The sequence below is a fragment of the Sulfurimonas sp. genome, assembly GCF_041563495.1.
Classification (GTDB): domain Bacteria; phylum Campylobacterota; class Campylobacteria; order Campylobacterales; family Sulfurimonadaceae; genus Sulfurimonas.
Genome location: NZ_JBFFMZ010000003.1, coordinates 155,378 through 168,662, shown reverse-complemented (window position 1 = coordinate 168,662; position 13,285 = coordinate 155,378). Strand labels below are relative to the sequence as shown.

16 protein-coding genes are annotated in these 13,285 nt (G+C 37.5%); 3 read left to right on the top strand and 13 right to left on the bottom strand.

All coding sequences use genetic code 11. The features are described 5' to 3' along the window. Positions 1-9: 9 nt before the first annotated feature. The 4 genes from ABYK18_RS04350 to ABYK18_RS04335 form a co-directional block, all read right to left on the bottom strand. A complete protein-coding gene (locus ABYK18_RS04350; RefSeq protein ID WP_373035425.1) occupies positions 10-879 on the bottom strand; it encodes a DMT family transporter in 870 nt (289 codons plus the stop codon). Further along, positions 876-2,288: a leucyl aminopeptidase gene (locus ABYK18_RS04345; RefSeq protein WP_373035424.1), complete on the bottom strand. Its 1,413-nt coding sequence runs from the start codon at positions 2,286-2,288 to the stop codon at positions 876-878. Before ABYK18_RS04345 ends, ABYK18_RS04350 begins: the two co-directional genes overlap by 4 nt. A 65-nt stretch (positions 2,289-2,353) precedes the next feature. Beyond that, positions 2,354-2,992 carry a hemolysin III family protein gene (locus tag ABYK18_RS04340; protein ID WP_373035423.1) on the bottom strand — a complete coding sequence of 213 codons (639 nt, stop codon included), beginning with the start codon at positions 2,990-2,992 and terminating at the stop codon, positions 2,354-2,356. Further along, positions 2,976-3,572, bottom strand: a complete 597-nt coding sequence (locus tag ABYK18_RS04335; RefSeq protein ID WP_373035422.1) for an STAS/SEC14 domain-containing protein — start codon at positions 3,570-3,572, stop codon at positions 2,976-2,978. Before ABYK18_RS04335 ends, ABYK18_RS04340 begins: the two co-directional genes overlap by 17 nt. 196 nt (positions 3,573-3,768) lie before the next feature. Here ABYK18_RS04335 and ABYK18_RS04330 point away from each other — a divergent pair, with 196 nt between their 5' ends. After that, the gene (locus tag ABYK18_RS04330) at positions 3,769-4,338 is read left to right on the top strand and encodes a class I SAM-dependent methyltransferase (protein WP_373035421.1); all 570 of its coding nucleotides are present in this window, start codon (positions 3,769-3,771) and stop codon (positions 4,336-4,338) included. Between the two features lie 9 nt (positions 4,339-4,347). Here ABYK18_RS04330 and trpB read toward each other — a convergent pair whose 3' ends face one another. From trpB to folD, 7 genes are read right to left on the bottom strand one after another with little or no spacing between them, the layout of a single operon-like run. After that, complete coding sequence (gene trpB, locus ABYK18_RS04325; RefSeq protein ID WP_373035420.1) at positions 4,348-5,547, bottom strand: tryptophan synthase subunit beta; 1,200 nt, start codon at positions 5,545-5,547, stop codon at positions 4,348-4,350. Continuing rightward, the gene (locus ABYK18_RS04320) at positions 5,547-6,095 is read right to left on the bottom strand and encodes an adenine phosphoribosyltransferase (RefSeq protein ID WP_373035419.1); all 549 of its coding nucleotides are present in this window, start codon (positions 6,093-6,095) and stop codon (positions 5,547-5,549) included. Before ABYK18_RS04320 ends, trpB begins: the two co-directional genes overlap by 1 nt. Before the next feature lie 17 nt (positions 6,096-6,112). Beyond that, positions 6,113-6,445: a hypothetical protein gene (locus ABYK18_RS04315; RefSeq protein WP_373035418.1), complete on the bottom strand. Its 333-nt coding sequence runs from the start codon at positions 6,443-6,445 to the stop codon at positions 6,113-6,115. 9 nt (positions 6,446-6,454) lie between these two features. After that, positions 6,455-6,886: a ribose 5-phosphate isomerase B gene (gene rpiB, locus ABYK18_RS04310; RefSeq protein WP_373035417.1), complete on the bottom strand. Its 432-nt coding sequence runs from the start codon at positions 6,884-6,886 to the stop codon at positions 6,455-6,457. Between the two features lie 11 nt (positions 6,887-6,897). Beyond that, positions 6,898-7,572: a site-2 protease family protein gene (locus ABYK18_RS04305; RefSeq protein ID WP_373035416.1), complete on the bottom strand. Its 675-nt coding sequence runs from the start codon at positions 7,570-7,572 to the stop codon at positions 6,898-6,900. Next, the gene (gene lepB / locus ABYK18_RS04300) at positions 7,559-8,368 is read right to left on the bottom strand and encodes a signal peptidase I (protein ID WP_373035415.1); all 810 of its coding nucleotides are present in this window, start codon (positions 8,366-8,368) and stop codon (positions 7,559-7,561) included. The genes ABYK18_RS04305 and lepB overlap by 14 nt, the downstream gene beginning before the upstream one ends. Further along, positions 8,368-9,240: a bifunctional methylenetetrahydrofolate dehydrogenase/methenyltetrahydrofolate cyclohydrolase FolD gene (folD, locus tag ABYK18_RS04295; RefSeq protein WP_373035414.1), complete on the bottom strand. Its 873-nt coding sequence runs from the start codon at positions 9,238-9,240 to the stop codon at positions 8,368-8,370. The genes lepB and folD overlap by 1 nt, the downstream gene beginning before the upstream one ends. Positions 9,241-9,396: 156 nt before the next feature. Here folD and ABYK18_RS04290 point away from each other — a divergent pair, with 156 nt between their 5' ends. Together ABYK18_RS04290 and ABYK18_RS04285 are read left to right on the top strand one after the other, a co-directional pair. After that, positions 9,397-9,741: a cytochrome c gene (locus ABYK18_RS04290; RefSeq protein ID WP_373035413.1), complete on the top strand. Its 345-nt coding sequence runs from the start codon at positions 9,397-9,399 to the stop codon at positions 9,739-9,741. Continuing rightward, complete coding sequence (locus ABYK18_RS04285) at positions 9,731-10,654, top strand: CoA ester lyase (RefSeq protein ID WP_373035412.1); 924 nt, start codon at positions 9,731-9,733, stop codon at positions 10,652-10,654. The genes ABYK18_RS04290 and ABYK18_RS04285 overlap by 11 nt, the downstream gene beginning before the upstream one ends. On the opposite strand, the gene ABYK18_RS04280 is transcribed toward ABYK18_RS04285, so the two are convergent. Together ABYK18_RS04280 and ABYK18_RS04275 are read right to left on the bottom strand one after the other, a co-directional pair. Then, the gene (locus tag ABYK18_RS04280; protein WP_373035411.1) at positions 10,651-11,844 is read right to left on the bottom strand and encodes an OprD family outer membrane porin; all 1,194 of its coding nucleotides are present in this window, start codon (positions 11,842-11,844) and stop codon (positions 10,651-10,653) included. The two genes, ABYK18_RS04285 and ABYK18_RS04280, sit on opposite strands and share 4 nt — an antisense overlap. After that, positions 11,831-13,258, bottom strand: coding sequence for a DASS family sodium-coupled anion symporter (locus tag ABYK18_RS04275; RefSeq protein ID WP_373035410.1), 1,428 nt, complete (start codon positions 13,256-13,258; stop codon positions 11,831-11,833). Before ABYK18_RS04275 ends, ABYK18_RS04280 begins: the two co-directional genes overlap by 14 nt. Positions 13,259-13,285: the final 27 nt, after the last annotated feature.

The following is a 13,285-nucleotide window of genomic DNA, read 5'->3' as shown; positions in this document are numbered from 1 at the left end:
ATAAATATTCTACTGTTTATTTAGAGGTTTTGTTAAAAGATATCCGCCTACAAGTATAGGTATTATTCCCAGCACCTGACGAAATTCAGGTATTTCATCCAAGTAAATAAATGCGAAAAAAAGCGTCATTGGCGGCACTAAAGCAATCATAGCACTAATTTTTGTTATAGAGATGCGATGAAGCGCTTCCATCCATAGAATTTTAGAGATGCCAAAAATCAACAGACCTATGAGAAAAACTTGCGGTAAAGCTTTTTGTGTATCATCTAGCGTGATTTTAGGCTCTATAATCCAAGCCAGCAGGGCAATTACAGGAAGCGCAATAATTGTTCTAAACCCAAGTATTGTCTCGGATGAACAAAAAAATCTGGCACGTTTTGAGTATAAATTTGCAAGTGGAGCTATAACAGCTGCTATAAGGATTATGAGATCACCTTTATTAAACACCATGTTGTCAGGTATTAATATTATTAGTGCTCCGATTCCCATAATAAAGGCGCCAATACTATGAATAAAGTCCATTTTCTCTTTGCCAAAAACATTGAAGTACAGATAAGAGAAAAAAAGTTGCATGAATATGATAACGGACATATTACCTGCTGTTGTAAACTGCATTCCTATAAACACTAATGTAAAAAGTGTTGTAATCCAAAAACTTGTAAGAATCAGGTCTTTATATGCATCTGTGTTTTTTAACTCAACAAAAAGTTTTTTCTTTATCATAATAATCAAAAAGAAAAACAGTGATACAAAAAGTGAAAAAGCGTAAGTATGCAAAGCACCTATATGAGAGATTGCTATGATTGAAAGTATTGGAAACCAACTCTCCAAGATGGAGAGTCCTATCATTAAAAGTTCGCCTTCGCGCTCTTTTGTCATATATTTTTTAAGTACTCACTCATTAATCGTACACCGGCTCCGGTTCCGCCATAAATATTACAATCCCATGCTGCTTCAGTATAAGCTGAACCTGCTATATCAAAGTGCATCCACTTGTTTTTGTTTTCATCTTTGATAAATTTATCTAAAAACATACCCGCCGTGATGGCACCGCCAAAAGGTTTAGAAGCTACATTAGATATATCGGCTATTTCGCTTTTTAGAAGTTTTTTAAGATGTCTGTTAAATGGAAGTGAACCGATTAGTTCTCCAGATGCACTGCCTGCTTTTGAAAAGTCATGTTTTAGTTTATGAGAGTGTCCCATCATCCCTGTAGTATATTGACCGAGAGCAACCATACAAGCACCTGTAAGCGTAGCAAAATCAAAGATTCCGTCAGCTTTTACATTTTCTTGAGCGTAAGTAAGAACATCTGCCAAGACTAAACGTCCTTCGGCATCTGTGTTTCTTACTTCTATAGTCGTTCCGCTACGTGAGACAAGAACATCATCAGGCTTATAAGCATTTCCTCCGACCATATTTTCAACTGCACCTATAAATGCGTGAACTTCAACATCTAGTTTCAATTCACTTACTGCCTTTATGATTCCTAAAACTGCACAAGCTCCGGCTTTGTCCATTTTCATCGTTACCATATTTGCCGCAGGTTTAAGGCTTAGTCCACCACTATCGTAAGTAAGACCTTTTCCTACAAGAGAGATGACCTTTTTAGGATTTGCAGGTTTGTAAGCAAGGTGGATAAGCTGACTTTCATGGATAGAAGCACGACCGACTGCAAGCATAGCATTCATATTTTCATTTTTTAGTTCATTTTCTGCAAGTATGTTGCATTCGAGTGAGTTTGTATTTGCTAGTTTCTTAGCTAAAATGGCAAAAGTCTCAGGATTTAGTTCTTGTGGTGCCTTGTTTACAATATCACGGGTATAACAAGTTGCATTTGCAACTATGAGGGCTTCATCAAAAGTTGTTTTTAGCTCATCATACTCAAGCTCATTAGATGCAAGAGAAATATCTTTTAGCGTTATTTCTTTTGGCTCTGATTTATATTCATTGAACTCATACCCGCCTAATACTACGCCTTCAACCATTGCAGCGAGTGAACTGTTTTTTAACACACTAAATGCTGCACTCTCGTAGTTTGAAGATTTAAGCGCTTTGACCATGGCAACTGTTGCACTTCTCACGTCATCACTTTTTTTGCTGTCTGTCCCGCAAAAAAGTAGACCTTTTCCATGTAAAAAACAGATAGAATCCTGTTCTGCTTTGAATCCTGCCTGGTTTAAAAGTTTAGCCTGTGTGTGTTCTTTTAGGGCATCTGGAGTTAAAAACTCTACTAAGATATCAGCTTTGATATCAGAAATATTTTTGTTTAATAGTTGAATGTTCATAAAGTTTCCATTGGATTAAATTATTTTGCAAGATAGTATCTAAAAGAGTATAAAAGAGAGTTTATTTATATGATGTAAAAGAGTGTCATAAAGAAATGAAAGATACTTCCTCCAAGTACAAAGAGATGCCAGATGGCATGATAAAAGTTTTTGTGATCATTTATGTAAAAAAAGACTCCAAATGTATAAGATAAACCGCCGGCAACAAGAAGGTATATACCTCCAACTTCCATAGACTCTCTAAGAGGTTCTATGGCTACTACGATGCTCCAACCCATAATCAGATATAAAAAAAGAGATAATCTTTCAAAACGATTAGAATAGGCAAATTTCATATAAACGCCAATAAATGCTGTTGTCCAGATAGCAGATGCAATTGAGTAGCCCCATAGTCCCTCAAGAGAAACAAGAGTTATTGGAGTGTAACTTCCTGCTATTAAAAAGTATATAGATGCGTGATCAAATTTTTGAAATAACTCTTTTGCCTCCTCATGCGTAATAGCATGGTAGAGCGTCGATGAACCATACATCAGGATAAGCGTTGTTCCAAATATTGCACTGCTTATTACAGCCATGACTGAACCGTCCATAGTTGCAAACGAAACTAATATGACAAGTCCGGCTATACTTAACGCTAAGCCTAGTCCATGGGAGATGGCATGCCAAATTTCTTCAAGAATTGAAAAATTATTTATATTTTCCATCCTTCACATCAGATTTTATCTCTTGGAGTTTTTCTTCTAAAATATTTACTAGGATTTCAGAAGCATCTTGGTCGTCCGGTTCTGGTACATTCCAATCAACTATCTTTAGATTAGACTTAAAGAGTGATTCAAGTTCATCTCTTATCTCTTCTTTTCTGGCACGCAAATCTTTTTGTACGGCAGTTGTCTGTGCAGCTTCTTCTTGGTTTAACCATTCGTATGCATCATCAAGAGATTTAAAGAACCTCATATCTCCACTCATAAACCAGCTTCCTATTTTTACGGCATATTTTTCTACTGCACAGGTCCCAACAATGGCTATTTTGCTAAAGAGTTGTCTAAATTCCATTCCAAATTTAAAATCATCCCAGGCAGCTCTTAGTTCCCAGCCGTCAAATTCGGTAACATCTATAAGGACCCTTACATCAGGTTCCTTAACTCCTTCAACGGAGCTTCTTAGCATCGGAATCATTCTTTCATAATCTTCATGTGCCAGAGTCCCCTTGATTTTTATCTTCATAAAAAAGAACACATTTACTCTGCTTATACCTATGGAAATACCATGTTCTACTATGCTCATAACATTCTCCTGTAAATAGTCTATATTTATATTGTAACTAAAGAGTGTATTTAAATTGTCATATTTAGAAAAAGAGTTTATTTAATGTAAATATAGTTGAAGGTTCTGTAATATTTTTGTATTAAGAGTATATCAGATTGTATCGATATAATTAAATTCGATTATATATTTTATTTGTAATACAAGGAAAATAATCATGATTCCATTTAATTATCTGGGATATTTCTTTAAGCATTTTGGTTCTCTCATCTATCCAAAAGAGGTTTTAGAAGAGTTGTGTATATTTTTAAAACCATTATCCGATGAAGCTTCTGTTTTAGATATAGGGGCAGGGACAGGCGTAATGAGCGAGTTTGCCCATAGGTGCAACTCCAAGTTTAGGTATGTGGCAGTTGATCCGGCAGAGGGAATGCTAAAATATATGCCTGAATATGTGCAAACACATTTGGCATCTGCAGAATCACTTCCATTTGAAGATGAAAGCTTTGATGTTATGCTTATGGGAGAATCACTGCATCACTTTAAAGACCCTAAAGTTGCAATAAAAGAAGTTGTACGGGTTTTAAAGAAAGACGGAAAACTTTTTATTTATGATTTTGATTTGGGAACGTTTAGAGGAAAGGTTATCTGTAAAATGGAAAAACTCTTAGGTGAACCGGGTCATTTTTACGAAGCAGACGCTCTGAAAAAGATGCTTGAAGAGCATGGTTTTTCTGTAAATATAAGTAAACACAAGTGGCGTTATACCGCAAGTGCTTATTTATAAATATTGATTTTAGTCGAAGTGTAGAATATCTTTAGCCTGAATCATATCTTTGTCACCGCGACCTGAGAGGTTTACGATGACAAGTTTATCTTTTATGTTTGGCATCTTTTTAAGATATGCTACAGCGTGGGCACTCTCAAATGCGGGAATGATTCCCTCTTTTTGTGACAACCATACAAATGCATCTAGAGCTTCTTGGTCTGTCGCATTATCATAAGTTACGGACATATTGTCATTGTGAAAAGAGTGCTCCGGTCCGATGCCTGGGTAGTCAAGACCTGCTGAAATAGAGTGAGCTTCGAGTATTTGTCCGTCTTCATCTTGAAGTGTGTAGCTCATCTGACCGTGCAGAACACCTGGGCGTCCTTTTTCTAAAGAGCAACCATGTTTATCTGTATCTACGCCAAGCCCGCCAGCCTCGATGCCGATACATTCCACTTCTTCATCTTCTAAAAAGTGTTGAAACATTCCTATAGCGTTTGAACCGCCGCCTATACACGCTATGACATGATCCGGAAGCCTTCCTTCTTTTTCTAGTATCTGCGCTCTTGCTTCCCAGCCGATGATAGCTTGAAAGTCCCTAACCATCATTGGATACGGATGTGGTCCTGCAACAGTCCCTATGATATAAAAAGTATCTCTGGCATTTGTTACCCAGTGACGGATAGCTTCATTCATTGCATCTTTAAGTGTACGTGAACCGCTCTCAACAGCATTTACTTTAGCACCTAGAAGTTTCATACGAAATACGTTGAGTTCTTGTCTCTGTGCGTCTTTTGCACCCATAAATACTTCACATTCCAAATCCAAAAGAGCGCAGATAGTAGCAGTAGCAACACCGTGTTGTCCAGCACCTGTTTCAGCGATTATCTTTTTATATCCAAGTCTTTTAGCCATTAGTCCTTGTGCTATTACATTGTTTACTTTGTGGGCTCCTGTGTGATTAAGGTCTTCACGTTTAAAGTATATTTTAGCACCTAGCTCTTTAGAGATATTATCGGCATAGTAGAGTGGAGAAGGGCGACCGACATAATCTTTTAAGTAGTAATGAACTTCTTTCCAAAAATCTTCATCAAAACGAATCTCTTCGTATTCCTCTTTTAGTTTTAATAGTGCCGGCATAAGCGTTTCTGGAACGTAGCGTCCGCCAAAGATTCCAAAGTGTCCATTTTCATCCGGATCAAATTTTGAAGCTGAAGGAATATACATCAATTAACCTCTATAAGAGAGTAAACATCGGTTTTCTCTTTTAATATTTCAGCACCGCCCAAGAAACCAAGGCCTATTATAAAACAGGCTTCAATACATTTAGCGCCTGTTTGATTAACAAGTGTAGCAGCTGCATTTGCAGTCCCTCCTGTAGCTATCAGGTCATCTATAATAAGAACTCTTGCGTTAGGAATCTCACTAAAAGCATCTATATGAACTTCAACTTCATCCACACCGTATTCTAGTGAGTATTTTTCGCTGATTGTCGTGTATGGAAGCTTTCCTTTTTTGCGAATAGGAACAAAACCTATTCTTAGCATCTGAGCTAAAGCAGCACCGAAGATAAAACCTCTTGCATCTATGCCCGCAATATAGTCTAAGTTATACTCTTTGTATCTTTGGTACAGGTGGTTCATAAGTACACCATAAGCTTCTCTGTTGTTTAAAAGAGTTGTAATATCTTTAAAAACTATTCCAGGTTTAGGAAAGTCTTTAATATCTCTGATTGAACCTTCTATAATTTTTCTTTCTGTTTTACTTAGTATCATGTAGTTGTTTCCCCTTTTTATAGTAGAGCGTCTATACGACCCTCTAAGGCCTTAATTTTGCTGGTTAATCGGTCAGTCTCTTGTCTGTGTTTAGTATTTCTCTGTTTTAAGACTTTAAGCTCATTTCTGAGTTTTGTAAGTTCTTCACTTAAAATATCAACATTACCCAATGCACGTTGTAATTGGATTTGATACTTTCTTATAAGTATTTCGGCTTCTTGAAGCGTTAACTTCATCAAATCGTTACCTCTTTGTTCCTTATTTGTGATACTTTTAAAGTAATACATTTTAACAAAAAGATAAACGGATAAAATTGACAGTATAGTTAAAAGTGACCATTCCCAAAACATAAAAAATCCTTATTTAATTTCTATTTTTTCAACACGACCACAGTGTCTTCCACCATCAAAAGAGCCTGCAATCCAGGCATCTATAATTGATTCTGCAACACCTTTTCCTACGATACGCTCACCAAAACATAAGACGTTCGCATCGTTATGTCCTCTTGCAACAGTCGCAGTATAAGCGTCATGACAAAGAGCAGCTCTGATGCCTGGATGACGGTTTGCCGCCATGCTCATACCGATTCCGGAACCGCATATTAAAATACCTTGCGTTCTTTCATCATCCAAGACTTCTTCGCAAAGTTTGTGCGCATAGTCTGGGTAATCAACTCTGTCGGTTGTAAAAGGACCCAAATCTATGACTTCATGCCCTTTTTGTTTTAAAAGCTCAACTGTATAGTCTTTTAACTCTATTCCAGCATGATCTGTGGCTATAAAAAATTTCATTCTTTCCCTTTTTATATTAATAATTGTAAAATAGCTTGTACCGGCAAAAGCAACAGGTAATTTTTAAGCGGCGTCATCAAGATGATTAAAACTATAATTATTCCATATCTTTCATTTTTGTAAAAGAATTCCGCGACTTTATTTACTCTGTATTTCAACGCCAGATGCATTATGAAGTGTGCTCCGTCAAACTGAGGAATAGGAAGCAGATTAAATACTCCTAAAACAACGTTTATAATTATAAGCTGAAAAACAAACAGATATGCAAAAACATAGACTAAACTGTCAGCAGTCGTCGGCTGAGCCATAGCAACAACGGCAATAGAAGCAAAAGTCGCCATAGTGAAGTTGTAAACAATTCCTGCCAGATCTACTTGCATTGCAGCATTGTACCCACCGTTTCTGACTACGGTTGCGGTATTGATAGGTACAGGTTTTGCCCAACCAAATAAAAATCCGCTCTCTCCGCCAAGAAGCATAGGTAAGAAGTACATAGTAGCAGGAACAATGATAGTACCGACTAAATCAACATGTATAAGAGGGTTTACGGAGAGTCTTCCCGCATTTTTGGCAGTCATGTCTCCATACTTGTAAGCTACCCATCCATGCATTATTTCATGCCCTATGATTGCTATTGCTAAAGCAGCTACGGCTGCTAAGATTTTTATTAAATCAATAGATTCCATGATCATCTTTATCTTTTTTTAGTCTTTCTTCTCTTGCTAAATCAAGGTGATAGTCTGACTCTAAGTCTGTCGGTGTTTTTCCGACTCTGTCCCATCTGATTTCCCAATCATCGTTGATAGAAAAATAAACAAACCACGGTGTTCCTTCTATGTTTTCGTAAGGAACTGCTCCCCAGAAACGACTGTCATTCGAGTGATCTCTGTTGTCACCCATCATAAAGTAGTTGTCTTTGTCTACTTTTATAGGAGAAAAGTAAAAAAGAGGCATTGGATATCTGCCGTTGTTAATGATTTTATCATCATGGTGGATTCCCTTATGCTCTTTCATGTAAGGATTTTTAACCCACAGTTTTCCAGAAAAAGTTATGATCTCAAAACCTTTAAAGTGCTCTTTTATCCACTCATCACCTTCGTTGTGATGAAGATATAGGTCTTTTTCTGAGATGAAAAGTTCATCCTCTGGAAGGGCTACGCATCTTTTTACAAAGTGTTGTTTAGTATTTCCCGGATATCTAAAGATGACGATATCACCGCGTTTTGGAGTATCTCCGTCAACTAAACGAAGTCTGTCGCTCCACGGCATGATTGACATCTCAATGAAAGGGATATGAGGCATAGAAATACCGTAAGCGAATTTTTTGGCAAAAAGATGATCACCTATTAGAAGCGAGTCTTTCATAGAACCTGAGGGGATTCTAAAGGCTTGAGCTATAAAAAATATAATAAAAAGAACTATGATTATAGTTCCAGTCCAAGAGTTCGAGAATTTATAGGCTTTGTGAATTGCTTCTTTCATTAAGACTCTTTTGACTCTGAGAGTTTTTGCGCATTTATTTTTGCAGCTTTTAAAGTGTTGCTAAGAAGCATTGCTATTGTCATGGGACCGACGCCCCCTGGGCTTGGAGTAATATATGAGCTTTTCTTACTCACGTTTTCAAAATCGACATCACCTACAAGTTTACCTTCTTTAGTTCTGCTTACACCAATGTCTATGATGACAACATCATCTTTAACCATATCTGCTGTTATAAGGTTTATAACCCCTACACCACACAAAACAACATCTGCATTAAGTGTGTGTTTTTTCAAGTCATCAGTGAAAATATGGCATATTTCAACTGTTGCATCTGCATTTAAAAGCAGGGCAGCCATAGGTTTGCCAACTATGTTTGAAGCACCGACAACTACACAGTTTTTTCCCTTAACATCTATGTTGTACTCACGTAATAGTTCCATAACACCTAGGGGCGTACAAGGTACAAAACCATCAAGATTTGTAACTAATCGACCAACATTATATGGATGAAATCCATCAACATCTTTCTCCGGTGCTACAAGTTCTAAAAGTTTTGTTGTGTCAATATGCTCAGGTAATGGAAGTTGGATCAAAATACCATCGACATTTGTGTCGTTATTTAGCATTACAATAGTTTTCTCAATAGCTTCTTGAGAGATTGTCTCAGGCATATCATGCGTGATAGAGTAAAAACCGACTCTGTCACAAGCTTTTTTCTTCATGTTTACATATGCAGCACTTGCAGGGTCCTGACCGACCAAAATAACCGCTAAACCGGGCGTACATCCACAAGTTGATTTTAAATTTTTTACTTCTTGAGCAACTTGATCTTCTATTTTTTTTGAGAGTGCCCTACCGTCTAGTATCTGCATTTAAACCCCATAAATAATTTTTTTATTATTATACCAAGCTAATAATAATAAGGCGCTTTATAAAGCGTGAAGCTTTTGCAATAGATAGATTATTGGTTTAAAGCTCATAAATAATTTTTTTGTTATTATACGGTTATATATTTAGAGGGTCACTGTATGAAATATCTCTTGCTTTTTCTTTTTTACTCCGTCTTGTGGGGAGAAACATCTTTTATAACTCCCATGGAGTATGCATCTCAGCTGTACAAAAATCCAAGGGGCATCGGATGTCATCTGTGTCACGGTGAAAAAGGCGAGGGGAAGCTTGTTGCGACTTACGTGCATAAAAAAAAGAAGAAAACTTTTGAAGGCCCGATTATAAACAACCTAGATTTTAACACATTTTATGAAGCACTAAATAAGAGAAAAAATGCCATGCCGAGATACTTTTTAACAAAAAAAGAGGTTCAGGCTCTATATCTTTACCTTCAAGAGACTAAAGGCAAACCGGATGCTAAGTAAGATAGAACAAGCATATGAAGCCAGAGATTTAGCAACTCTTGATGCTCTGGCAAAACCAACCTTCAGAGTCTTAAACAAAAAAAACAATTTTCGCTCCGTTTTAATGCTTTCGTGCGACAAGTTGAAGCACTTAAACAAGATAGAGAGTTTAGATGCTGATTGTATTATGCTAAATCTTGAGGATGGTGTCAGCAAAGAAGACAAGCATTTTGCACTTGTCTTATGCGCTATTTTTTTAACAATACACAAAGAGTGTGATAAAAAGCTTGTTGTGCGCGTAAATGCCTTGGATGAAGGCGGATATGAAGAGATAACCTACTTAAACCAGTTTATGCCAGATGCCATCCGCGTTCCCAAGATAAAAAATAAAAAAGAAGTAGAGAGTGTACTTGCTCTTTTAAACGAAGAGATAGAACTGCATCTCTCCATTGAGACATCAGAAGCCTGGCATAATCTCTCTTCTCTTAAAAGAGACCGCAGAGTCACTGCCTTTTATCTTGGGATCTTGGATCTGTTTGCAGATATGAAACTATCTCAAAGCCTTATTAACCTCAACAATCCAACAATGCTTTACATGCTTTCTCACTTCTTGGTTACATCAAAAGCGATGAGAGTCAAGCCCGTATCTTTTGTATATCAGGATTTTAAAAATCTGGACGAGTTCTCTCTTTGGATAGAACTTGAAAAGAGTATGGGTTACGATGCAAAGGGTTGCATCTCTCCAGATCAGGTAAGACTTACAAACAAGATGTTTGTAGATGCAGAGGCCGAGATTAAAAGAGCTAAGGTGATAGTAAAACTTTTTGAGATGCATAGAGATAGCGGAGTGACAGGCTTTGTTGATGATGAGTATGGTTTTATTGACGAGCCGATATATAAAGGCGCTTTAGCACTTCTGGAAAATAAATCTTAAAATTTATAAGTCGCGATTGCTCTAAAGTAAGAGGCATCGCTTTTGTCGGTATCGTACTGAAGATTTTCGTATCTTAGATATATTGACGCTTCTTTGCTGATGTAGTGTTTAAAGTGTAGATAATAGGCCTTGAAACCATCTCCTCTTGAATCATGAACTCTGGTATTTGTATATCTAAATGCAATTTCACTGTTGTATGAGTTCAAAGGCAGGTTGTAAACACTCTTTATCATCCAAGTCTCAGGCTTGTAATTTCCACGGCCGTTTGCAATCATTGAAGTTGTATAGACTTTTGCCAAACCTCCGTAACCCTTTACTATTCCACTGAGACCAAAGTTTTGAGAGTAGTTAATAGATATCGTCCAATCATCCGTATCAATGGAAGTTCTCAGTGCCAATAGATTTATATCATCTCCTCCATTTTTATTTTCTCTGACTGCATATTTACCGCCATCGCCGCTCCTAAAATATTGCAAGCCTGCACAAAATAGGGCATTCTTGCTTACAGAGAGCTCATAATCAGCTTGTGCCACAAATGTAGAGTAAAGCTCGGGTGCATAGTAGTAAAAAGCCTGAGTTTTTAGGGAGTTGATACCGTTGTAGTGAAGAGAGAGCATGCTTATACCGCTATCTCCAAACTCACCGCTGGCACTCTCTTGTTTATATGTGTCAGACGTGAAGGAGCGGATAGCTCTTATGTGGTAAAGCTGAACTTTCATATCTTTTATACTCTGTCCCGTATACGTAAAACCCTGATAGCTCCACGGGACTATCCTCGTTGTATCGTCATTCATCATAGGAGTCTTAAGCATAACGTTACCGATTCTCATAATCCGGTTTTTTGTTTTGTAAGCCAAAAATGATTCACTGATTGTTGTAAGAGCTTCAGCGTTGTTGTCATTGTTAAAGAGAGAAGTATTTGCTTTATTTAGGTTGCCTCCAACTGGATTTGAAGTGTGAAATCTAATAGATGCAAAGAGTGGGTTTTTAGTGTCCGTAGTGTATTTTATATAACCGCCGAGGGCTGTTGCATATGCATCATTATCTGTTTTTTTGTCTATGTCATAGTAGAAAAGTTGAAGTTGTGCATCTACATTGCCTTTAGAAAAAGCTTGTTCTATCTTTGAATCTGCCGTGAGTGTGACACTAAATAAGCACAAAAGCCAAAGTTTTAATCTATAGTTTAACATCTAAAATCAATAATAACCAAGCTGTTCCTATAGTCAAAAAGACTATGGTGTTTATCAGGGTGATAATAGCACCGACTTTATAGATCTCTCCGGGTTCTATGTAACCGCTACCAACGTATATGACATTTGCGGAAGAGCCTTGAGGTGTGATGATAGCGTTAAAGTTTGTTGCAAAAAGAAGCATCAAAGCCATAAGTTCTGCAGGAACACCGGCCGTAACGGCAACACCTAAAAATACAGAAAATAGTGCAAGCATCTGAGCAGTCTGGGATACAAAGAAGTAGTGGATTAGGACGTAACCAATAGTCAGTCCTACATAGACCACAGGCCAGCTAAATCCTATAATCATATCCGATATATGCATCCCCACCCATCCCATAAAGCCAAATTTCTCAAGATAAACACTCATCGCAAATAAAATAGCAAACCAGACTAGAGTTGAGAGAGCATTACCTTCACCTCGCATATCTTCAAGTGTAAATATATTTGTGAGCATTAAAATGCCAAGTCCCAAAAAAGCAACGGCAGTTTTGTCAAGACCTAAGTTTCCAGACATAATCCACAAAAAAACCATACCAAAAAAGGTTCCTGCCGTAATATACTCATTTTTATGGACAGGTCCCATATGTTCCAGCGCTTCTTGTGCAATCGCCGGTGCTTCGGGTGTCTCTTTAATCTCTGGCGGATAAATCTTGAATATAACCCACGGAACGAGAAAGAAAAGAACCAACACAGGCACAGATGCACCAAGGGCCCATGAAGCGTAAGTGATATTTACTCCGAATTCTTTAGCCATTTTCGCACCTGCCGGATTTGCAGCCATTGCCGTAAGCCAAAGTGCAGATGAGAGAGTAAGTCCTGCCATCGAGGACATCATTAAAAAAGAACCTAGCTTTTTACGGGTTCCATCTGCAATTTTAGAGCCGCTATCAACTGCAAGAGCATTTACAATCGGGTATAAAACTCCTGAACGTGCCGTGTTACTCGGAAAAGCAGGGGAGATAAACATATCAGCCGCTATAATAGAGTATGCAAGTCCCAGGCTTGATTTTCCAAATCTTTTAATGATTAAAAAAGCGATTCGTTTTCCGAGACCAGATTTTATAACACCTCTGGCTATTAAGAATGCAACGATGATAAGGAGTATAAAGCCTTGAGAAAAACCGCTGTAAGCTTGTTCTGTTGTAAGTGTCCCTGTTAAAATAGAAACAGAAAGAGCCAAAATAGATGATGTAAAGATAGGCATTGCTTTTAGGATAACGGCAAAAATGGCACTGATAAAGATTGCAAAAAGATGCCACGCTTGAGGGTTTAGACCATCAGGAACAGGAGAGAACCATATCAATGCTCCAAATGCAAAAATAAATATTTGAAGATAGTGTTGTTTTATCGTTTGTAATGGATGGTGTGACATAACCGTCCTTTATGATTTTTAAAATTT